We start from the raw sequence: 22,060 nt of genomic DNA on the forward strand, positions 1-22,060 counted from the left end.
TATGCTGACGGACACCATGCACCCGACGGCCGCCCTCTCACTGATCCTCGTCCTCGTCCTGTCCACGACGGCGGTGGGTCTGATCGTGCGTGCACGGAGCGGGCGTGCGACGCACCGCACCGACGGCGACCGCCTCTCGCCGGCGGCACTCGGGACGACCACTCCGCTCGGCCGATCGGCCACCCTGGTGCAGTTCAGCACCGAGTTCTGTGCCCTGTGCCCCGGCACCAGACGACTGCTGCACGAGCTGGCCGACGGGGAGGCGGGCGTGGGCGTCCTCGACGTCGACCTGACCCACCGTCCCGACCTCGCGGACCGCTTCGCCGTCCTGCAGACGCCCACCGTCCTCCTCCTCGACCGCGCCGGGATCGTGCGCGGTCGGTTCTCCGGGGCCGCACGCCGTGCGGTGCTCGCCGGCGAGCTGCGATCCGTCCTCGGGAGACCGGCATGACCTCGAACCCTCCAGCAGCACAGCCGACCGGCATCGACCCGCGCAGCCCGCGGTTCGGCGCGACCATGACCGCCGTGCTCCTCCTCGTCGCCGTCTTCCTCGCGCTGACGGCGCCGCTCGCCGACACGCCGCCCGCGCGGGCCGGCCAACCGGCCTTCGTCCTCCTCGTCGTCATCGCAGCCCTGTTCGCGTGGGGCGCGTTCGCCGGGATCCGACGCCACCCGTACGGCGTCGTCTTCCGACGCCTCATCCGCCCGAGGCTCGGCCCGCCCACCGAACTCGAGGCACCTGAACCACCGACCTTCGCCCAGGGCGTCGGCCTGGTGGTGGTCGCGATCGGACTCGTGCTGCACCTCATCGGGGTGCCGGGATCCCTCGCCGTCTCCGCCGGTGCCGCCTTCGTCGCCGCCTTCCTCAACGCGGCGTTCGGGTTCTGCCTCGGCTGCCGCCTGTATGTGCTCCTCCTCCGTGCCCGTGTCATCGGGCGACAGGCGTGACGGCGGCCCGAAGCACCTGACGACACCGTTTGTCGACGGGGTGACCGTCCAGGTCGATCCGGTTAGGCTGACCCCACGAACACCAGTGCCGATGCGCTCCTGCACGGCCCGACGATGGAGGTTGCACCATGGCGGTAACAAGCGAAGCCACGACGGTCTGGAACGGCACGCTCTTCGAGGGATCGGGGCACACGAGCCTCGACACCTCCGAAGCGGCCGAGTTCGCGGTCGACTGGAAGGCACGCTCCGAGGGATCCAACACGACGACGACCCCGGAGGAACTGCTCGGGGCTGCGCACGCCTCCTGCTACTCGATGGCGTTCGCCAACGAACTCACGAGCGCCGGATTCCCGCCGGAGCGCATCCAGGCGACCGCAGCGGTCTCCTTCACCCCCGGCACCGGCATCACCGGCAGCCACCTGCTCGTCAGCGCGGTCGTGCCCGGCATCTCCGAGGCCGACTTCGAGCGCATCGCCACGGCGGCGAAGGACGGCTGTCCGGTCTCGCAGGCGCTCGCCGGCATCCCGATCACCCTCGAAGCCAGCCTCGCGTAACCACCACCGTCCAGCAGCACGACCAGGAAGGCGACGCGCATGCGCATCGTGATCGGCGGGGCCTCCGGGCTCATCGGAACGGCGCTCGGGCGCTCCCTCGAGACCGACGGCCATGAGGTCGTCCGGCTCGTACGACGTCCGGCGCGCGGTGCCGGAGAAGCGGAGTGGGATCCGCTGGCAGGAACGCTGGACCCGCGAGTCCTGAGCGGCGCCGACGCGGTCGTCAACCTCTCCGGGGCCTCCCTCGGCAAGCTGCCGTGGACGGCGGCCTACCGATCCACGATCCTCTGGTCACGACTCAGCGCCACCCGTACCCTCGTCGACGCCATGAACCGGGCGGAGCAGCCACCGGCCGCCTTCCTCAGTGGTTCGGCGGTCGGGTACTACGGCGACCGTCCCGGAGAGACCCTCACGGAGGACTCCTCCAGAGGGGCCGGATTTCTCGCCGACGTCGTCGTCGCCTGGGAGGACTCGGCGCTCGCGGCGCCCGACGCCGTCCGCACCGTGCTGCTCCGCAACGGCATCGTCGTCGACCTGGCAGGCGTGCTCAAGCCGCTGGCACCGCTCACCAGGTTCGGGGTCGCCGGTCCGCTCGGTTCGGGCCGCCAGTTCTGGCCGTGGATCGGGCTGCAGGACGAGGTCCGGGCGATCACCCACCTGCTGACCTCGACGCTCTCCGGACCGGTGAACCTGTGCGGTCCGCAGGCCGCCCGCGCCGACGACCTCATGTTCGAGCTCGCCAGACGGATGAACCGGCCCTATCTGCTGCGCGTCCCGACGTTCGCCTTGAAGGCGCTCCTCGGCGACGCCGCCGACGGACTGCTGCTGAGCGATCAGCGCGTCGAACCTCGTCGGCTCTTGGACGACGGCTTCACGTTCAGCACGCCGACCGTCGAGCAGGCGTTGGCCGAAGCACTCGCCCGCGACTGAACGACGGGACGCCGCCGCTCCGGTCAGCTCCGCGAGAGCCGGATCGCCTGTCGGATGGCCTGCCGTGCGCGGCGGCGGTCTCCGGCACCGTCGTAGACGAGTCCGAGGCGGTACCAGGATCGCCAGTCGTCGGGAGCGGCCTCGGCCGCGTCGCGGTACTTCGGGAACAACTCGTCTGCGGCATCACGCATCGGCCGGCCGCTCTCGCGGGTCTCGACCTGCTCGGGCGGAAGGCCGCCCTCGGCCTCGAGGCGGACTCCGAGTCGCTCGGCGCCCAGCCCGAAGGCGATCTCACGCCAGAGCGCCCAGACGCCGAGGATCGGCAGGACGATGAGCGCCGCACCCATGGCGATGCCGACAGGCTCACCCGTGCCGAGGAGGACGACGGCACGGTACCCGACGAGGACGATGTAGAGGACGAGCAGGGCCGCGATGACCGCGACCATGACGCGGGTCTTCACAGGGCGCTGGCCGCCGCGGCCTGGCCGGAGACGTGCTCGGGCGCCCCCTGGGCGGGCCGCCGACCCGCCGGCCCTGGGCGATCGAGTCCGAGGTCGAGCAGGCTGTCGAGACCGACGGTGACCCCCCGGGCGTCGCGGGCGGCGACGAGGGCGAGCCGGATGCCCCGCTCGTAGGATGCTGGCGAGATCGTGTCGTGCGTGATCGTGACGAGTTCGTCGACGCCACCAAACACGACCTCCTGGCGGGCGACGACGCCCTGGAGCCGCAGGCTGTGGATCGGGATGCTCGAGACCTGCTGTCCCCTCGCCCGCTGGTCGGTGTGCGGAGCGGCGACGGGCCCACGGTCGCCACGAGCGGCCATCATCAACTCGGCGGTGCGCACGGCGGTCCCGGAGGGCGAGTCCACCTTCGTGTCGCGGTGGGACTCGATGATCTCGATCGAGTCGAAGAAGCGGGCCGCGACGGTCGCGAGACTCGTCGACAGGACGGACCCCAGCGAGAAGTTGGGGATGATGACGACGCCCTGCTCGGGCAGCTCGGCGAGCCGGCGGTCGAGTCGCTGGATACGCTCGGCCGACCAGCCGCTCGTCCCGACGAGCACGTTGATCCCCTGAGCGACGGCGTGGTCGACGATCCGCTGGCTGACACCCGGGACCGTGACGTCGACGACGAGGTCCGCCTCGTCCATCTCGCGCAGCTCGCTCGAGGAACCGAGCGATGCGACCAGCTCGAAGTCGTCGAGTGAACCGATGATGCTCGTGAACAGTCGGCCCATCTTGCCGCTCGCGCCGGCCAGCGCCACTCGTGTCGTCATGCCCTCAGCTTACGTGCTGCCCGTCCGGGAGGAGGCGGGCCGCCGACTAGACGATGTGCGGCTCGGGAAGTCCCGTGCGCAGCTCCATGGGGAGGTGCGCGAGGTCGTTGTGGGTGATGAGGCTCCACGGACGCCCGGCGCGCTGGTGCAGCACCGTCAGTCCGCCGTTGGCCTGGTTGATGCTCACCCAGCGCCATGCGGGTGCCTGGAGCGCCTCGCGGACGAGCCACCCGATGACGAAGTTGTGCGTGATGAGCAGCTCGTGATGGTCGCCGCGCTTCGGCGAGAGGAACTCGGCCGCGGCGTCGGCCATCTGCGCTTCGCCCGCCTCGATCTCCGCCTCGGTGATCGAACCGAAGAAGGGGTCGAACGCCGACGGCGTCTCCGGTGTGCGACCGCTCGGGACACAGTCGAAGAGCAGCGACGACGGCTCCGGTGTGACGGCCGGCATCCGCTCGGCGATGATCTGGGCGGTCTCCGCGGCACGCTGCAACGGCGAGTGCCACGCCGCGGTCATCGGGACACCGCCGAGGCGCTCCGCGAGCAGCTGCGCCTGGCGCCGACCGCGTGCCGACAGCGGTCCGTCGGGCAAGCCGTGCTCAGCGTGTTGCTGCTCGCCGTGTCTGACGAGATACAGGTAATGGGACATTCAACGCACCCCCGCGATGATCGGAGCGAAGGTGTCCTCGTCGACGGCTCCGACCGCCGACACCGTGATGGGCTGCGCGGCGAGGTGCTGCGCGAGCTGCTGGACGTCGTCCTGACCGACCGACTGCAGGCGACGGATGCTCTCGTCGAGGTCGATGAACTCGCCGAGGGTCAGCTCCGCTCGACCGAGGCGGCTCATACGCGAGTCCGAATCCTCCAGCGCCAGCGCCGAGGCGCCGCTCAGCTGCCCGAGCGCGCGCGACAACTCCTCGTCCGTCACGCCGTGCTCGGCGAGCCGGTGGAGCTCGGCGAGCATGAGTTCGGCGACGGTCGCCGCCTTCGCCGTGGAGCAGGCTGCAGCGAGGCCGAAGACGCCGGCGTCCGAGTAGCTGCCGGCGAACGAGTACACCGAGTAGGCGAGCCCGCGTCGTTCGCGGATCTCCTGGAACAGGCGGCTGGACATGCCGCCGCCGAGGATGGAGTTGAGCATGCTCATGGCGAATCGTCGCTCATCGCCTGCGATGAGGCCCGCTCCGCCGATCTGCAGGTGGACCTGCTCGGTGGGACGGTGCACGACCGAGAGGGGCGAGCCTCCGACGATGGCAGCAGGAGCGAGCGTCCGACGCGCGACCGGTGCGGCCACCGCGTCCGCCGGCCAGCCCGCTTGCACGAGCGCCTCGGACACCTGGGCGACGAGCGCGTCGTGGTCGACCGCGCCGGCCGCCGTCACGATGACGTCGTTCGCGCGGTAGTTGGCCCGGTAGTGCGCCACGACGGCGTCCCGGCCGACCTCGATGATCGACTGCGGGTGACCGCCGATAGGACGCCCGAGCGGGTGCTCGCCGAGCACGCGCTCGAAGAACCGTTCGTTGGCGACGTCCCCCGGATCGTCGTCCATCATCGCGAGCTCTTCGAGGATGACGCCGCGTTCGTTCTCGAACTCCTCCGGGTCGAGCAGCGAGGAGGTGAGCATGTCGGTGATGACGTCCACCGCCATCGGCAGGTCGCGATCGCGCACCTTGGCGTAGTAGCAGGTGTGCTCCTTGGCCGTGAGCGCGTTGTGCTCGCCGCCGACGGCGTCGAAGGCGACCGCGATGTCGAGGGCGGAACGCGACGGCGTGCCCTTGAACAGGAGGTGCTCCAGGAAGTGCGTCGAGCCGAAGGTCGCCGGTCGATCAGCGGTCGCCGGTTGTTCGTCGCGGGAACCGACGGCCACCCAGTAGCCGATCGTGGCGCTGCGGCTGCCCGGCATGTGTTCACTCAGGATGCGCAGCCCGTTGGGCAGGACCGTCCGGCGGACGAGCGCGTCCCCGGATGCGGTGAACGCGAGCTCGGGACGAGTGAGCGGAAGGTCGACGGCGGCGTTCATCACCCCAACCATACGTCAGGTTCCCGGGCGTCGCGCGCGAGCGTCGGTGCACGGGCGCCCGCCGGTCGACTCAGCGCAAGCGACCCGAGACGCGGTCGAGCTCGAGGATCTGCCCACGACTCAGCCGCACGTCGGCCGCCGCGATGAGCGAGTCGACGTGAGCCGGCTGGGACGCGCTCGCGATGGGCGCGACGACGCCGGGACGTGACATGGCCCAGGCGAGCGCGGCCGAGGCGACCGTGCAACGGTTCTCCTCCGCGATCTCGTCGAGGACGTGCAGGACCCGCAGACCACGGCGGTGGAGATGGGTCGCGGCGCGACTGCCGCGGGTGCTCGGGTCGAGGTCGGAGCGGGTTCGGTAGCGGCCCGTCAGGAACCCGTTCGCGAGGGCGAAGTAGGGCAGGACACCGAGGTGCTGGGCCGTCGCGACGAGCGCGAGGGTGCTCTCGTACGGCTCCCGGTGCATGAGGCTGTAGTGCGTCTCGAGCGCGACGAACTGGGTGAAGCCGCTCGCCGAGAGGATCCGCGCCTCCATCAGCCGCTCGGGGGTCGTGTTCGAGGTGCCGAGGTAGCGGACCTTGCCGGTCTCGATCAACCAGTCGACCGTCCCGAGGCTGTCCGCCAACGGGATGCTCGGGTCGTCGTCGTGGAAGGACAGCAGGTCGATGTGGTCGGTCTGCAACCGTTCGAGCGCCGCCTCGACCGCACGGATGATGCTCACCGAGCCGAGACCCGGGTAGTCGGGGTGCCGGCCGATCTTCGTCGCGACGACCATGTCGTCCCGGTTGCGGCGCTTCCGCATCCAGTTGCCGATGAGGATCTCGCTGCGTCCGCCAGCGTAGCTGTCGGCGGTGTCGACCATGTTGCCGCCGGAGTCGTGGAATCGATCGAGGATGTCCGACGTCGTGTCGGGGTCGACGGTCCAACCGAACACGCTGCCGCCGAGCACGACCGGGAAGACCGACAACTCGGAGTCGCCGATCGTGCGCCTCGGTGCCTCCGACGGCTCGGGGTCCTGGACGGGCGTCGGGAAGGACGGGTGCGGGACGAGCTGCTCGGGACGCCGACTCGCGTCGTCGTCGACGCCGTCCGCTGCTCCACCGACGAGAGAACTGCCACGGGTGCTCGACGAGCGCCAGAGGTGTGGCATCCCCTGCCCCTCTCTCGGTCCGCCGACCGGTGACGCGCTGCACCGTCGGGATCCGTGCGTGGAGCGACGGGCCGGTGCTTGCTCACCAGGCTAGAGGAGACCGGCGACTTCGGCTGGACGACATCACGACCGGGTGGCAACTGATTCGTAACGATTGCTGGAGTCGGTCGATCACCTCGGATCGACGGTCACCTCGGCACGGGCGAGCACGAGTCGCGCGTGCCGCAGGAGCGGCTCATCGACCATGCGTCCCTCGTGCCGGAACACGCCGGCCGCTCCCGCTGCGGCGTCGAGCAGGGCCTGCGCCGCTGCCACCGAGCGGGGGTCCGGGCGGTAGGCGGCGCGAACGGTCGGGACCTGTCCCGGGTGGATGCAGGCGGAGGCGATGCAGCCGACGGCGGCCGCGTCCGCCGCCTCGTCCGCGAGCCCGTCGAGATCGTCGATGTCGAGGTGGACCGCGTCGATCGCGGCCACCCCGGCGGCTCCCGCGGCGAGCAGCACCGAGGAGCGAGCCTGTCGGACGACGTCCCGGTATCGCCCGTCGGCCAGTCTGCTACTCGTGCCGCCCAGGGAGGCGATGAGGTCTTCGGAGCCCCACATGAGCGCGAGGACCGCAGGATGGGCGGCCAACGCGGGTGCCTGCACGACACCGGCAGCGGTCTCGCACAGCGCGATGATCCGGACGTCCGGGATCGCGTCCACGAGCCGGTCGAGCGCCGCGGTCGTCTCCGTCTTCGCCAGCATCACCGTGCGATAGGCGGTGTCCGCGAGTGCCGCGACATCGTCGTCGAAGTCGACGGTGCCAGCCGGGTCGACCCGGACGACCGTGCGTGAGGGATCGAGCGGATGGTCGATGATCGCCCGGCGGGCGGCCGGCTTGTCGGCCGGGGCCACGGCGTCCTCGAGGTCGAGGATGACGGCGTCCGCGCGCGCGGCCGCTTTCGCGAAGCGGTCGGGGCGGTCCGCCGGGACGAAGAGGATCGCCGGCCCCAGGTCGAACGCCGCGGCGCCGGTCACGATGCACCCGAGCACTGGACGAGCGTGCTCCTGGTCGCGGTCGCGACGACGACGCCGTCCTGGTTCCGACCCGTGTGTAGCAGGGTGACGACACCCTCGCCCGGCCTCGACGACGACAGCCGTTTGGCCGTCACGAGCGTCTCGGCGTACAGCGTGTCGCCGTGGTGCATCGGATTCGGGAAGGCGACGTCGGCGAAGCCCAGGTTCGCGACGATCGTCTGCTCGGTGAGCTGCGCGACCGACAGCCCCACGAGCGTCGAGAGGGTCAGCATCGAGTTCACGAGCCGTTCCCCGAAGGGCCCGGTCGCAGACCACGCGGCATCCACGTGCAGTGATTGCCCGTTCATCGTGAGGGTCGAGAACAGGACGTTGTCGGCTTCTGTGAGGGTGCGCCCGGGGCGATGGCGGTAGGTCGCACCCACCACGAACTCCTCGAAGTACAGACCTCGCTGCTCGATCACGGGGCCGGACGACGTCTCGGACGAGTCGGTCATCATGACCTCACGACGCGAAGCCGAGTTCGCGGGCGATGATCATGAGCTGCACCTCGGTGGTGCCCTCACCGATCTCGAGGATCTTCGAGTCCCGGTAGTGCCGCGCCACCGGGTTCTCGTTGAGGAACCCGTAGCCGCCGAAGATCTGGGTCGCGTCGCGGGCGTTGTCCATCGCGGCCTCCCCGGCGACCATCTTCGCGATGGAGGCCTCCATCTTGTAGGGCGCTCCCCGGAGCATGCGCGACGCGGCGTCGTAGTACGCCTGCCTGGCGGTGTGGACCCGCGCCTGCATCTTCGCGATCCGGAAGGCGATCCACTGGTTGTCGCCGATCGCCCGACCGAACACGACCCGCTCCTTGGCGTAGCGGATCGCCTCCTCGAGGCAGCCCTGGGCTGCTCCGACGGCGAGCGCGGCCACGGCGATCCGTCCACCGTCGAGCGCGGTGAGGAAGTTGGCGTATCCGCGCCCGCGTTCGCCGAGCAGGTTGCCCTCCGGTACACGGACCTCCTCGAACCGCAGCGGGTGGGTGTCGGAGGTGTGCCAGCCGACCTTGTCGTAGGGCGGTAGCGCGGCGAAGCCCGGCGTCGGGACCGGCACGAGGATCGACGACAGCTCCCTCGTCACCCGGCCGTCGGATCGGACCCGCTCCCCCGTGACGGCCGTGACCGTCACGAGACGGGTGATCTCGCTCCCGGAGTTGGTGATGAACTGCTTCGTGCCGTTGATCACCCACTCACCGTCGACGAGCTCGGCGGTGGTCTCCGTCGCGCCTGCATCACTGCCGGCACGCGCCTCGGTGAGACCGAAGGCGGCGAGCGCCTGCCCGCTCGCGAGCTGCGGGATCCATTCCTCGCGCTGGGCGTCGGTGCCGTACAGGTAGATCGGCATGGCTCCGAGGCCGACGCCGGCCTCGAGGGTGACGCCGATGCTCTGGTCGACGCGTCCGAGCTGCTCGACGGCGAGGCAGAGCGCGAAGTAGTCCATCCCCCCGCCGCCGAGTTCCTTCGGGAACGGCAGCCCGAAGAGTCCCAGCTCCCCCATCTGCGCGATGATGTCGTACGGCAGACGCCGTTCCGTGTCGTACTGGTAGGCGGCGGGCGCGACGACCTCGTCGGCGAACGCCTTGACCGTGTCGACGATCCGCTGGTGCTCGGGGCTGAGCTCGGTGTTCATGCTGATGCTCCGTTCGTGGGTGCTGCATCGGTTGGGGCTGCGTTCAGGTGGGCTGCGACGTGGTCTGCGGCGATCGTCGCGACCGACTGACGGGTTGCGACCGTGCCACCCGTGGAGACGTGGAGGGTGACCGTGCCGTCGGTCGTGGCGGTGAGGAGGTGCTCCATCTTCATCGCTTCGACGGTGACGAGCGGCTGACCGGCGGTGACGGCGTCGCCGCTCGTGACGTGCACCGCCGTGACGGTGCCGGGCATCGGCGTCCGCACCTCCGGATCGACCGCACCGGCCGCAGTCGGATCCCCGCCGGCTGGGAGCGCCTCACGAGGGACCACCTCGACCACACTGATGGCACCGTCGAGTGCGATCCATCGTTCGTCCCCCACGCGGACGGTCTCCAGGAGGGTGCTGACACCGCCGTGCTCGAACCGCAGGGTGCCGTCCGACCGGCTGAGGACCGCGGCCCGCGTCGGTGCCGCGTCATCGACGGAGACGCTCGCGTCGTCGCTCGAGCCGCGCACCTCGATGCGGACGATGCGTCCGTCCTCCAGTCGCAGGTGCTGTCGCGTCGGTGCTGCCGCGCCGAGGCGCCACCCACCCGGATCCGACCACGGCGTCCCGAGTCCGGCGGTCCGCGCTTCGGCCTCGAATCGCCGGTCCTCCGTTTCGGCGAGCGCCGCGGCGGTCAAAATCCGCTCGGACATCGAGTCGGACGGACGGTCGTCGAGCAGTTCGGCGATGAGACCGGTGTGCAGCCGTCCCGCGACGACGTCCTCGTCGGCGAGGAGCCGCCGGAGGAAGCCGAGGTTCGTGCGGACACCGAAGACCACCGTCGCCGCGAGCGCGGCGTCGAGTCGCCGGAGCGCGGTCCCGCGATCCTCGGTCCAGCACACGATCTTCGCGAGCATCGGGTCGTACCACGGGCCGACGAACTGCCCGGCGACGATGCCGCCGTCGACGCGGACCCCTGGCCCCTGCGGCAGACACACCCGTTCGAGCACCCCGGTCTGAGGCAGGAAGCCGCTCGACGGGTCCTCCGCGTACAGCCGCGCCTCCACCGCGTGACCACGCAGGACGACCTCCTCCTGCGTCATCGTCAGCGGTTCACCGGCGGCGACGCGCACCTGCCACTCCACGAGGTCGAGCCCCGTGACGAGCTCGGTGACCGGATGCTCCACCTGCAACCGCGTGTTCATCTCGAGGAAGGCGAACTCGTCGGGTCGGTCGTCGGCGACGAGGAACTCGACGGTCCCCACCCCTCGGTAGCCGACGCTCCGGGCGACCGTGCAGGCCGCCTCGCCGAGTCGCGCCCGCTGCCGGTCGTCGATGAGCGGCGACGGGGACTCCTCCACCACCTTCTGGTGCCGACGCTGGAGCGAGCACTCGCGCTCCCCGAGGTGCACGACCGCACCGTGGGCGTCCGCGAGCACCTGCACCTCGATGTGCCGGGGTCTCGTGACGAACCGCTCGAGGAGGAGCGTGGCGTCGCCGAAGGCCGCCTCGGCCACCCGGTGCGCGGAGGCGATGGCCGATGGGAGCTCCTCGGCGCGTTCCACCACCTGCATCCCCTTGCCGCCGCCTCCGCCCGCCGGCTTGACGATGAGCGGGAAGCCCATGGCGACGCCGGCACGGACGAGCGCGTCGTCGTCGAGCGAGGCGTCGGCGACGCCCTCGATGATCGGGACGCCTCGAGCCGCGACGTGCTCCTTCGCCCGGATCTTGTCGCCCATGAGGACCAGGGCGCGCTCGTCCGGTCCGATGAAGACGATCCCGGCAGCGGCGAGCGCCCTCGCGAGCGCGGGTTGTTCGGACAGGAAGCCGTAGCCCGGGTGCACCGCCTCGACCTCGGTCGTGACGGCGGCCCGGACGACGGCGTCGACATCGAGATAGCTGTCCGAAGCCGGCGCGGGTCCCAGGCGGACGGCGCGGTCCGCGAGCCGGACATGCGGGGCGTCGCGGTCGGCGTCGCTGAAGACCGCGATGCTCTCGATGTCCATCGCTGTGAGCGTGCGGATGATGCGACAGGCGATCTCGCCGCGGTTCGCGACGAGGACGGAGCGGAAGGGACGCGCGGACGCCTGGCCCGGCCGGTTCGGTGTCTGGATCGTCATGCCGTCACATCCTGAAGAGGCCGAAGCCGGGTTCCGGCAGTGGCGCGCGGGAGCACACCTCGAGCGCGAGTCCGAGGACCGTGCGGGTCCGGGCGGGATCGATGATGCCGTCGTCCCAGAGCCGCGCGGTCGAGTAGTACGGATTGCCCTGCTCCTCGAAGTCGGCGAGGATCGGCGCCCGGAAGTCATCCTCAGCCTGGGCGGTCCACGTCTCACCTCGGGCCTCGAGCTGGTCGCGTTTGACGGTCGCGAGGACACTCGCCGCCTGCTGTCCCCCCATGACGGAGATGCGCGCGCCCGGCCACATCCAGAGGAAGCGGGGGTCGTAGGCCCGGCCGCACATGGAGTAGTTGCCGGCGCCGAACGAACCGCCGATCACGACCGTCAGCTTCGGCACCCGGGTGGTCGCGACCGCGGTGACCATCTTCGCGCCGTGCTTGGCGATGCCTCCGGCCTCGGCGTCACTGCCGACCATGAAGCCCGAGATGTTCTGGAGGAACAGCAACGGGATGCCGCGCTGGTCGGCGAGCTCGATGAAGTGGGCGCCCTTCAGGGCCGACTCGCTGAAGAGGACGCCGTTGTTCGCGATGATGCCGACGGGGTGCCCGTGCAGCCTCGCGAACCCGGTCACGAGGGTGTCGCCGTACTCCCGCTTGAACTCCGAGAAGTCGCTGCCGTCGACGAGCCGCGCGATCACCTCACGGACGTCGTAGGCCGTCTGCAGCTCCGCCGGGACGACGCCGTACAGCTCCGCCTCCGGGACGACCGGCGGCACGCTCGGATGCACCTCCCACGCGCGCGAGTGGGGCGCCGGCAGCGTCGCGACCGCATCCCGGAGGATGTCGAGCGCGTGCGCGTCGTCGTCGGCGAGATGGTCGGTGACCCCCGACACCCGGGCGTGGAGGTCGCCGCCGCCGAGCTGCTCCGGCGTCACGACCTCGCCGATCGCGGCCTTCACGAGGGGTGGACCGCCCAGGAAGATCGTGCCCTGACCGCGCACGATGACGTTCTCGTCGCTCATGGCGGGGACGTACGCGCCGCCGGCGGTGCAGGACCCGAGCACGGCGGCGAGTTGCGGGATGCCGGCCGCCGACATCCTGGCCTGGTTGAAGAAGATCCGGCCGAAGTGGTCCCGATCGGGGAAGACCTCGTCCTGCGTCGGGAGGTTCGCTCCCCCGGAGTCGACGAGGTACAGGCAGGGCAAGCGGTTCGCAGCCGCGATCTCCTGGGCCCGGAGGTGTTTCTTCACCGTCATCGGGAAGTACGAGCCACCCTTCGCGGTCGCGTCGTTCGACACGACGAGCACGTGTCGTCCGTGGACGAGGCCGATCCCGGCGATGACCCCGGCGCCGGGAGTCGCATCGTCGTACATGCCGTGCGCGGCCAGGGGCGCGATCTCCAGGAAGGGGCTCCCCTCGTCGAGCAGGCGGTCGACCCGATCGCGTGGCAGTAGCTTGCCCCGGGCGACGTGCCGCACCCGCGACGCTTCCGGTCCGCCCAGGGCCGCGGTCGCCATCGTCTGCTCGAGCACCGTCACGAGCGCCCGCTGCGCAGCCTCCTGCTCGCGGAATCGGGCTGAGGTGGGATCGGCACCGCTCGTGAGGGTGGGCACTCGGGCTCCTGTCGTCGTCGACCGTGAGTGCATTCAGTTACTGACCACTCACTCAAAGAGAGGTTACAGTTCACTAACTGAAAAAGTCCACCCCGAGGAGATCCGATGACCGGTCGTGACACATCGTCCCCGAGCCCACCGCACCTCGGGCGCTCGGAGGCGAAGGCCGCCCGTCGCTCGGCCCTCCTGCGGTCAGCGGCCGGCCTGTTCGCCGAGCGCGGCTTCACCGGGGTGTCGATGGAGGACCTCGGAACCGCCGTCGGTATGAGCGGACCCGCCGTCTACCGCCACTTCCCGAGCAAGCAGGCCGTCCTCGCAGCACTCCTCATCGGTGTCAGTCAGGATCTGCTGGACGGCGGGACCCGGGAGGTCGAGCAGGCTCCGGACAGCGATCGGGCACTGCGTTCGCTGGTCAGCTTCCACGCGGCGTTCGCCCTCGACGACCCCGACGTGATCCGCATCCAGGACCACGACCTCGACAGCCTGGCACCGGACGACCGCCGCGCGGTCCGCACCCTCCAGCGGCGGTACGTCGAGCGGTGGGTGGACGTCCTCACGACGCTGCATCCCACGATCCCCACGGCGGAACTGCGGGTCCGCGCGCTCGCGGGTTTCGGACTGATCAACTCCACGTCCCACAGCACCTCCCGCGGCAGGAACGAGGTCGGGACACCCGACCGGGAGGCGGTGCGCTCGATGCTCGAGCGGATGGCGCTGGCCGCCCTGCTCGCCGCGTGAGGATGCGGGACGGGTTCAGTCGACGAGCACGGACAGGACGTTCCCCGCTGGATCGGTGAACCAGGCGATGTCCGGGCCGTTCCCGCGCATGATCCCCTTCGCGTCCGTCGGCAGGACGTCGTCGGGGTAGAGCTTCGTCACCACACCGCGCGCCTGCAGCTCGTCGACCGCCGTGTCGATGTCGTCGACCACGAGGTTCAGCACCGTGAACGAGGCCGGTGTGTGGTCCGGCTTGCCGTAGACGAGCACCGACCCGCCGGCGGGCAGCGCCACGTCCAGGAACCCCATGGCGTTGTCGGTGACCGTGAGACCGAGGACGTCCCGGTAGAACGTCCTCGCCGCGTCGATGTCGTCGACCGAGAACCCGCTGAAGACATCCGTGTACGTGACCATGAGCCGCTCCCTCGCTGATTCCCGATGCGTACACGATGCACGATGCCACGTCGCGGTCGTCGCGTCCAGGCCCGAACGGCCGCCGGGGCGGGCGAGCGCGAGGGCCTGGACTCGACGATCACACCATCGTCAGGACCATCGCCGGATCGGACAGCATCGTCCCGAGGTCGACGAGGAACCGGGACCCCTGCTCTCCGTCGATGAGCCGATGGTCGAACGAGAGCGACAGCGTCACGACGTGTCGCAGCGCGACCTGCCCCTCGAACTCCCACGGCTGGCGACGGACGGCGCCGAGCGCGATGATCGCCGCCTCACCGGGGTTGAGGATGGGCGTCCCCGCGTCGACACCGAAGACGCCGACGTTGGAGATCGTGATCGTCCCCCCTCGCAGTTCCGCCGGAGCGGTGCGTCCCTCGCGGGCCGTGCGGACGAGGTCCGCCAAGGCGTCCGCGAGTTCGAACAGGCTGAGCTCCTCGGCCCGTGCGATGTTCGGGACGAGGAGGCCCCGCGGCGTCGCTGCGGCGATCCCGAGTCCGACGTGCCCGTACTCGACGATCTCCCCGGCAGCCTCGTCCCAGCTCGCGTTGACCGCGGGGGTGCGTCTCACGGCGATGCACACCGCCTTGGCGAGGACGGTCAGGATGTTGACCCGGTGGTCCCCGGTCCGAGGCGAGCGGGCGAGCGCGTCCAGCAGCGACATCGTCGGCGTCACGTCGACCGTCAGGAACGCCGTCACGTGGGGAGCCGTGAACGCACTGTTCACCATCGCCTCGGCGGTGCGGCGCCTGACCCCCGTGATCGGCCGACGCACCGACCCGTCGGCCGCCGTGGCCGGCGTCGCTGGGGTCCCGGCCGGCGCCGCTCCCGCTCCGCGAGCACGCTCCGGCAGCTGCCCACTCGGGCCGGTCGCAGCGCGCTCGACCTCCTCACGCGCGATCCGACCACCGACACCGGTGCCGACGAGCGTTCCGAGGTCGACGCCCAGATCGCGGGCGAGTCGCCGGACCGGTGGTGTCGCGCGAGGCCGGGAACGCTCCGGCACCGGGGCGGTGTGCACCGGTACGGTGTGCGCCGGGGCAGGTGTGTCATCGTCGACGGACCGCGCACGGCGCCGTGGCCGTTCACCGCTCGCCGTGCGAGGGCCGTAGCCGACGAGGACCGGCTCGCGGTCCGCCGCCCCACTCGGGAGGTCGACCTCCGCCCTGTCAGCCTCGGGGACCGACGGGGGCGGAGCGGTCTGACCATCGGGCGCGAAGTCGACGAGCGCTTCGCCGACGAGGACCGTCGTCCCCGGTTCGACGTGGAGCCTCGTGACCACGCCGGCGGTCGGCGCGGGCAGTTCGACGAGCGCCTTCGCGGTCTCGACCTCGGCGATCACCTGGTTGAGCTCGACGTGGTCGCCGACGGCGACGCGCCAGGACACGAGTTCGCTCTCGGTCAGACCTTCACCGAGATCGGGCAGGGAGAACCGCTTCATCGCCGTCCCTCCCCACCGGTCACAGGCCGGGCCTCGGCCCTGCCCGCGGCCGAGGCGGAGGACCGACGCCCCAGTGCGCGATCCACCCCGTCCAGGATCCGGTCGAGGTCCGGCAGGAAATGGTCCTCGAGCGCCGACGCGGGATAGGGCGTGTCGAACCCCGTCACCCGCACCGGGGCCTCTTCGAGGAGGTCGAAGCAGCGTTCGGTAATCGAGGCCGCCAACTCTGCGCCGATGCCGCCGGAACGCTGCGCCTCGTGCGTGATGACGAGTCGCCCGGTCTTCTCGACCGAGGCGGCGACCGCGTCGACGTCGAGAGGTGCGAGGGATCGGAGATCGATCACCTCCAGGTCGACCCCCTCGTCGGCCGCAGCCTCCGCAGCCTCGAGCGCCGTCTGGACGAGCGGACCGTAGGCGACCAACGTCGCGTCCGTGCCGGCGCGAACGGTCCGCGCACGGGTGAACGCGAGCGGATCGGCGGGCAGGTCGTCGAGGACCTCGCCCTTCGTCCAGTACCGCCGCTTCGGTTCGAAGAACAGCACCGGGTCGTCGCACGCGATCGCCTGACGGATCATCGTGTGCGCGTCCTGGGGGTCGGAGCACGTCACCACGCGCAGTCCCGCCGTGTGCGCGAAGTACGCCTCCGGGGACTCGGAATGGTGCTCGACGGCGCCGATGCCTCCGCCGTACGGCACGCGGATGGTGACCGGCATGCGGACGGCCCCCTTCGTCCGGTAGTGCAGCTTCGCCAACTGCGCGACGATCTGGTCGAAGCCCGGATAGATGAACCCGTCGAACTGGATCTCGCACACCGGGCGGAAGCCTCGGAACGCCAGACCGATCGCCGCTCCGATGATCGCGGACTCCGCCAGCGGCATGTCGACGACGCGATCGGCACCGAACTCCGCCTGGAGACCGTCGGTCACCCTGAACACCCCGCCGAGTCTGCCGATGTCCTCGCCGAGCAACAGGACCCGGTCGTCGTCGGCGAGGGCGTGGTGCAGTCCGGTGTTGATCGCTTTGCTGAGGGTGAGCGTGGTCATCGGGCACCACCGTCGAACATCGCGAGGTACGAGCGGTACTCCTCGCGTTGCCGTTCGAGCCCGGGGTGGGCGGTGGCGTAGACCTCGTCGAAGAGCGAGAGCGGGTCAGGGGCAGGCAAGGCGAGGCACCCCGCACGGACCCGGGCGGCCGCGGCGTCGGCGACGGACGCGACGTGGGCTCGGGCCGTCTCGTCGAGGGCCCCCTCGGACTCCAGCAGACGCTCGAGCCGGGCGATCGGATCCTTCGCACGCCACGACGCGACCTCGCTTTCGTCCCGGTACCGCGTCGGATCGTCCGAGGTGGTGTGCGGCCCCATGCGGTAGGTGACGGCCTCGATGAAGGTCGGCCCACCACCGGACCGTGCGCGGTCGACGGCGATCCGCATCGCCGCCGTCACGGCGAGCACGTCGTTGCCGTCGACCCGCATGCTCGGCACCCCGAAGCCCGGCGCCCGGTCCGCGATGGGGCGCTGGGCCTGCAGCCCGACGGGCTCGGAGATCGCGTACTGGTTGTTCTGGCAGAAGAACACCACGGGTGCCTGGAAGCTCGCGGCCAGCACCAGCGCCTCGTTCACGTCGCCCTGGCTCGTCGCCCCATCGCCGAAGTAGGCCACGGCCACAGCGTCGGAACCGTCGCGCTGACAGCCCATCGCATAGCCCGTCGCATGGAGCGTCTGGGCACCGATGATGACCGCCGGCGTCGCCATGCCGACCGCGAACGGGTCCCAGCCCGACAGCGCGGTCCCCCGCCACATCGCCATCAGTTGGTCGAGTTCGACGCCACGGCAGTACGCCACGGCCTGTTCGCGGTAGCTCGTGAAGACGAAGTCCCCGCGCCGCAGGACCCGCGCCGACCCCACCTGGGCGGCCTCCTGCCCGAGCGACGGCGGCCACAGACCGATCTCGCCCTGCCGTTGCAAGGCGGTCGCCTCCGTGTCGATGCGTCGCGTGACGACCATGTCCTCGTAGAGCGCGAGCAGCTCGGCGTGACCGAGGTCGGCGACGAAGAGGTCGTACAGGGCGTCCTCCTGACGGACGCCGTCCGGATCGAGGAGCTGGACGCACCCGTGGTCGACCGGGACCGGTTCGCGTGCATCACCGCCCCGCTCGTCGGAATCCTGCGGGAAATGGGTGTGAGTCTCCATCGACACGATGCACGCCGCCTTGAGTTCGGTGACCTCACGGCGGTGCCTCGTGAGCGATGCCGTGCCCTCGCGTCGTCGCGAGGTGGTCCGAGGCTACGCCGGATCACCCTGGCGCTCAACCGTCGACACTCCGCGCAACGGCGAACGCCCGCCCCGCGGAAGCGGGACGGGCGTTCGGGTGCAGCCTGCGGCTTAGCCCTCGGCCGGGGCCTGCTCTGGAGTCCCCTCCCGAGCAAACGACCGTTCGACCGAGATCTAGCCTTCGGCCGGGGCCTCAGGGCCCTCGCTGGCAGCGTCGCTGCCGTGCGTGTCAGCCTCATCGGCGACGACCGGAGCGAGCGAGAGCTTGCCGCGGTCGTCGATCTTCGTGATCTCGACGAGGATCTTCTGGCCGACGCCGAGCACGTCTTCGACGTTCTCCACACGCTTGCCACCGGCGAGCTTGCGGACCTCGGAGATGTGCAGCAGGCCGTCCTTGCCCGGGAGCAGCGAGACGAACGCGCCGAACGCGGCGATCTTGACGACGGTTCCGAGGAACTGCTCGCCGACCTCCGGGTTGGTGGGGTTCGCGATCGCGTTGACCTGGGCACGAGCGGCCTCGGCCGACGGGCCGTCGACGGCGCCGATGTAGACGGTGCCGTCCTCCTCGATGGAGATGTCGGCGCCGGTCTCGTCCTGGATCGAGTTGATCGTCTTGCCCTTCGGGCCGATCAGCTCGCCGATCTTGTCGACGGGGATCTGGACGCTGATGACGCGAGGCGCGGTCGGCGCCATCTCGTCGGGAGCGTCGATCGCTGCGTTCAGCACGGAGAGGATCGTCGTGCGGGCGTCCTTGGCCTGCTGGAGCGCACCGGTCAGGACCGAGGTCGGGATGCCGTCGAGCTTCGTGTCGAGCTGGATTGCCGTGACGAACTCGGAGGTACCGGCGACCTTGAAGTCCATGTCGCCCAGGGCGTCTTCGGCGCCGAGGATGTCGGTGAGCGCCGCGTAGCGGGTCTCACCGTCGACGACGTCGGAGATGAGGCCCATGGCGATACCGGCGACGGGTGCGCGGAGCGGCACACCGGCGTTCAGCAGCGACAGGGTCGAGGCGCAGACGGAACCCATCGAGGTCGAACCGTTGGACCCGAGGGCCTCGGAGACCTGACGGATCGCGTAGGGGAACTCCTCGCGGCTCGGCAGCACCGGCACGAGGGCGCGCTCGGCGAGGAAGCCGTGCCCGATCTCGCGACGCTTCGGCGAACCGACCCGGCCGGTCTCACCGGTCGAGTAGGGCGGGAAGTTGTAGTGGTGCAGGTAGCGCTTCTTCGTGACGGGCGACAGCGAGTCGATCTGCTGCTCCATCTTGAGCATGTTCAGCGTGGTGACACCCAGGATCTGGGTCTCGCCGCGCTGGAAGATCGCGGAACCGTGGACGCGCGGGATGACCTGCACCTCGGCGTCGAGCGGACGGATGTCGGTCAGGCCACGGCCGTCGATGCGGATGCCCTCGCGGAGGACGCGGCCGCGCATGACGACCTTCGAGACGGACTTGTACGCCGCCGAGAACTGCGTGAGCACCTCGGCGTCGAGCGAACCGGCCTCGACGCGCTCAGTGATCTCCGCCTTGACGCGGTCCTTGAGGGCGTCGTCGGCGTTCTGGCGCTCGATCTTGTCGGCGATCTGGTAGACGTTCACCAGTTCGTCGTGCGCGAGACCGGCGACGGTGTCGTAGCTCTCCTGCGTGTACGGGAGGAACACGGGGTAGGCCGCGATCTCCTTGGCCGCCTGAGCGGCGAGTTCGCTCTGCGCCTTGACGAGCTGCTTGAGGAACGGCTTGGAGGCCTCGAGACCGGCCGCGACGACCGCCTCGTCGGGCTTCGTGGCGCCGCCCTTGATGAGGTTCCAGCTGTTCTCGGTGGCCTCGGCCTCGACCATCATGATCGCGACGTCTTCGTTGCCGTTGGCGTCGGTCACGATGCGACCGGCGACGATGATGTCGAAGACGGCCTCCTCGAGCTGATCGACCTTCGGGAAGGCGACCCACTGGTCGGCCTCGCCGGCCTGGCCGGGGATCAGCGCGAGACGGACGGCGCCGATCGGACCGGAGAACGGCAGACCCGAGATCTGGGTGGACATCGACGCCGCGTTGATCGCGAGGGCGTCGTAGAACTCACCCGGAGCGATCGAGAGGACGGTGATGACGATCTGGACCTCGTTGCGGAGGCCGGTGACGAACGACGGGCGCAGCGGCCGGTCGATGAGGCGGCAGACGAGGATCGCCTCGGTCGAGGGGCGGCCCTCGCGACGGAAGAACGAACCGGGGATCTTGCCGGCGGCGTAGGAGCGCTCCTCGACGTCCACCGTGAGGGGGAAGAAGTCGAAGTTGTCCTTCGGGTGCTTTCCGGCCGAGGTGGCCGAGAGGAGCATGGTCTCCTCGTCGAGGTACGCGGCGATCGCGCCCTGGGCCTGCTGCGCGAGGCGGCCGGCTTCGAACCGGACCGTGCGCTTGCCGAACTTGCCGTTGTCGAGAACGGCCTCGGCGAACTTGATTTCTGGACCTTCCACAGGTCTCTCCTTCGTACGTGTGCGCTCCCGTCGAGTGACGGGCCGCGCGTCCCGAATGGACGCGCCGTCGAGCGCGGTCGTGCATGATGCAGCGCGCAACACAGCCGCAGTACTTGCTCAAGCCGCCCGGTCTTCCGGGACTTGGCTGGCCACCAGTAGAACACCACCCGCGGATCGCGAGGGATACACCACCGAGGACCAGCTTCCTGTCGGCTGGCTGTGCGCGGAGCGGACCATCACGGTCCGCCGTCGGCCAGCCTAGCAGAGGGGGGTTCGGCGATCCCCGGAACGACACGGATCCTCAGGTGATGGGCGGGGTGCCGGGAGCGGCCGGAGACGCCGCGCGGCGGCGATCGCGTCCCCAGGACACGAGCAGGAGGAGCATCGCGACGGCCGCTCCGAGGAGGGTGTCGAGCACACGCTCCCCCACGATCGCGAGCACCGGCTGCTTCGACGAGGACGTGCTGATGATGAGCACGAGCGGTGTGATGAAGACGAGCGCCAACGCGTAGTGCCGGATGACGACGAGCTCGATCGTGAACTGCAGGGCGGCCAGCACGAGGGCGAGGACGTAGCCGTGCGGCTGGAGCGAGGCCACGGCGAGGAAGATCCCGGCGCCGACGACCGTCCCGAGCACGCGGTGCACGCCGCGTGTCGCGCTCAGGGTGCGCGAGTGCCCGACGCTGAGGATCGCGACGGCGGACCCGGCGATCCAGTACCCGTGACCGAGGCCGAGGACCGCTCCGAGGACCGCGCTGATCGCGAGCGCGACGGTGAGGCGTGTCGCGATCCGGCGGTCGGTCGCGCTCAGCCGGTACTCGGGGAACAGCACGCGCATCGGCGTCGGCTTCCCCGCGCCGCGGCGGACCGCCGGTACGAGCAACGGCGCGACGACCACCAGGAAGGCGAAGGCGGAACCGGCCGCCACGAGCAGGATGACCAGTCCGCCGTCGAGCCCGGCGCCGCCGATCGGGACGGGCGCGGTCAGGTGGCCGGCGATGCCGAACACGAGGATGAAGAACAGCGCGCCCGGAGGGCCGAGGACGATGCCCTGCACCAGCCAGATCACCACCGACCCGACGACGATGAGACCGGCCGCGGTCAGCGGCCGAGAACCCGACATCGTGACACCCAGCGCCGCGGCCGTGACGAGCCCTGCTCCGATGAGCGGCAGCACCCGCAGACGGTCCCGGCGGCTGAGCGGCGCGCAGTAGAGCGCGGTGAACGCCCCGAGGCCGGTGAGCAGGCCGAGCGGCGTGAGTCCGAAGAACGTCGCGACCGCGACCGGCACGGCCATCGCTATCGCGGCAGTGAGGGCGGCCGGCCAGCGCTTGGGCGATGGCGCGAAGCTGATCAGCGAGGTCTTCAGACCGCGTTCAGCCATCCGGTCCTCCGCTCTCGTGCAACCATCCAACGCTACGCCATCCTGAGCCGGGT

At 70.4% G+C, this 22,060-nt stretch carries 21 protein-coding genes; 5 read left to right on the plus strand and 16 right to left on the minus strand.

Going from position 1 to position 22,060, the window contains the following annotated elements:
* The first annotated feature begins 1 nt into the window (after position 1).
* From BIU99_RS16960 to BIU99_RS16975, 4 genes are all read left to right on the plus strand, one after another.
* Positions 2–451, plus strand: coding sequence for a thioredoxin family protein (locus tag BIU99_RS16960; RefSeq protein WP_231884286.1), 450 nt, complete (start codon positions 2–4; stop codon positions 449–451).
* Complete coding sequence (locus BIU99_RS16965) at positions 448–948, plus strand: DUF4395 domain-containing protein (RefSeq protein WP_071262311.1); 501 nt, start codon at positions 448–450, stop codon at positions 946–948. Before BIU99_RS16960 ends, BIU99_RS16965 begins: the two co-directional genes overlap by 4 nt.
* A 128-nt stretch (positions 949–1,076) precedes the next feature.
* Positions 1,077–1,502, plus strand: a complete 426-nt coding sequence (locus tag BIU99_RS16970) for an OsmC family peroxiredoxin (protein ID WP_064294452.1) — start codon at positions 1,077–1,079, stop codon at positions 1,500–1,502.
* Between the two features lie 39 nt (positions 1,503–1,541).
* Positions 1,542–2,432, plus strand: a complete 891-nt coding sequence (locus tag BIU99_RS16975; protein ID WP_071262312.1) for a TIGR01777 family oxidoreductase — start codon at positions 1,542–1,544, stop codon at positions 2,430–2,432.
* 23 nt (positions 2,433–2,455) lie between these two features.
* Here the strand turns inward: BIU99_RS16975 and BIU99_RS16980 are convergent, their stop codons facing one another.
* The 10 genes from BIU99_RS16980 to BIU99_RS17025 form a co-directional block, all read right to left on the minus strand.
* Positions 2,456–2,878: a hypothetical protein gene (locus tag BIU99_RS16980; RefSeq protein ID WP_217485360.1), complete on the minus strand. Its 423-nt coding sequence runs from the start codon at positions 2,876–2,878 to the stop codon at positions 2,456–2,458.
* A gap of 11 nt (positions 2,879–2,889) precedes the next feature.
* Complete coding sequence (gene dapB / locus BIU99_RS16985) at positions 2,890–3,708, minus strand: 4-hydroxy-tetrahydrodipicolinate reductase (protein WP_071262314.1); 819 nt, start codon at positions 3,706–3,708, stop codon at positions 2,890–2,892.
* Between the two features lie 46 nt (positions 3,709–3,754).
* Entirely contained in the window at positions 3,755–4,357 is a 603-nt protein-coding gene (locus BIU99_RS16990) for a histidine phosphatase family protein (protein ID WP_071262315.1), read from the minus strand.
* On the minus strand, positions 4,358–5,725 hold the full coding sequence (locus tag BIU99_RS16995) for a pitrilysin family protein (protein WP_071262316.1): 1,368 nt from the start codon (positions 5,723–5,725) through the stop codon (positions 4,358–4,360). It abuts the gene before it with no gap.
* A 70-nt stretch (positions 5,726–5,795) separates the two neighbouring features.
* Positions 5,796–6,875, minus strand: coding sequence for an aldo/keto reductase (locus BIU99_RS17000; RefSeq protein ID WP_079002693.1), 1,080 nt, complete (start codon positions 6,873–6,875; stop codon positions 5,796–5,798).
* A gap of 171 nt (positions 6,876–7,046) precedes the next feature.
* Positions 7,047–7,892 (minus strand): CoA ester lyase, encoded by an 846-nt coding sequence (locus BIU99_RS17005; RefSeq protein ID WP_071262383.1) that lies wholly within the window; start codon positions 7,890–7,892, stop codon positions 7,047–7,049.
* Positions 7,889–8,386, minus strand: a complete 498-nt coding sequence (locus BIU99_RS17010; protein WP_071262384.1) for a MaoC family dehydratase — start codon at positions 8,384–8,386, stop codon at positions 7,889–7,891. Before BIU99_RS17010 ends, BIU99_RS17005 begins: the two co-directional genes overlap by 4 nt.
* A gap of 7 nt (positions 8,387–8,393) precedes the next feature.
* Positions 8,394–9,560 carry an acyl-CoA dehydrogenase family protein gene (locus BIU99_RS17015; RefSeq protein ID WP_071262317.1) on the minus strand — a complete coding sequence of 389 codons (1,167 nt, stop codon included), beginning with the start codon at positions 9,558–9,560 and terminating at the stop codon, positions 8,394–8,396.
* Positions 9,557–11,668, minus strand: coding sequence for a biotin carboxylase N-terminal domain-containing protein (locus BIU99_RS17020; RefSeq protein ID WP_071262318.1), 2,112 nt, complete (start codon positions 11,666–11,668; stop codon positions 9,557–9,559). The genes BIU99_RS17015 and BIU99_RS17020 overlap by 4 nt, the downstream gene beginning before the upstream one ends.
* 4 nt (positions 11,669–11,672) lie before the next feature.
* Positions 11,673–13,280, minus strand: coding sequence for a carboxyl transferase domain-containing protein (locus BIU99_RS17025; protein ID WP_071262319.1), 1,608 nt, complete (start codon positions 13,278–13,280; stop codon positions 11,673–11,675).
* A 105-nt stretch (positions 13,281–13,385) separates the two neighbouring features.
* On the opposite strand from BIU99_RS17025, the gene BIU99_RS17030 reads away from it, so the two are divergent.
* The gene (locus BIU99_RS17030) at positions 13,386–14,018 is read left to right on the plus strand and encodes a TetR/AcrR family transcriptional regulator (RefSeq protein WP_071262320.1); all 633 of its coding nucleotides are present in this window, start codon (positions 13,386–13,388) and stop codon (positions 14,016–14,018) included.
* Between the two features lie 15 nt (positions 14,019–14,033).
* On the opposite strand, the gene BIU99_RS17035 is transcribed toward BIU99_RS17030, so the two are convergent.
* From BIU99_RS17035 to BIU99_RS17060, 6 genes are all read right to left on the minus strand, one after another.
* Positions 14,034–14,411, minus strand: coding sequence for a VOC family protein (locus BIU99_RS17035; protein ID WP_064294462.1), 378 nt, complete (start codon positions 14,409–14,411; stop codon positions 14,034–14,036).
* Between the two features lie 118 nt (positions 14,412–14,529).
* Positions 14,530–15,888: a dihydrolipoamide acetyltransferase family protein gene (locus BIU99_RS17040; RefSeq protein WP_071262321.1), complete on the minus strand. Its 1,359-nt coding sequence runs from the start codon at positions 15,886–15,888 to the stop codon at positions 14,530–14,532.
* A complete protein-coding gene (locus tag BIU99_RS17045) occupies positions 15,885–16,931 on the minus strand; it encodes an alpha-ketoacid dehydrogenase subunit beta (protein WP_071262322.1) in 1,047 nt (348 codons plus the stop codon). Before BIU99_RS17045 ends, BIU99_RS17040 begins: the two co-directional genes overlap by 4 nt.
* A complete protein-coding gene (gene pdhA, locus BIU99_RS17050; protein ID WP_071262323.1) occupies positions 16,928–18,076 on the minus strand; it encodes a pyruvate dehydrogenase (acetyl-transferring) E1 component subunit alpha in 1,149 nt (382 codons plus the stop codon). Before pdhA ends, BIU99_RS17045 begins: the two co-directional genes overlap by 4 nt.
* A gap of 255 nt (positions 18,077–18,331) precedes the next feature.
* On the minus strand, positions 18,332–20,623 hold the full coding sequence (locus tag BIU99_RS17055; protein ID WP_071262324.1) for a polyribonucleotide nucleotidyltransferase: 2,292 nt from the start codon (positions 20,621–20,623) through the stop codon (positions 18,332–18,334).
* A gap of 301 nt (positions 20,624–20,924) precedes the next feature.
* Positions 20,925–22,007 (minus strand): FUSC family protein, encoded by a 1,083-nt coding sequence (locus tag BIU99_RS17060; RefSeq protein WP_071262325.1) that lies wholly within the window; start codon positions 22,005–22,007, stop codon positions 20,925–20,927.
* Between the last annotated feature and the right edge of the window lie 53 nt (positions 22,008–22,060).

This window comes from Plantibacter sp. MMLR14_011 (assembly GCF_001865025.1).
Taxonomy (GTDB): Bacteria; Actinomycetota; Actinomycetes; order Actinomycetales; family Microbacteriaceae; genus Plantibacter; species Plantibacter flavus_A.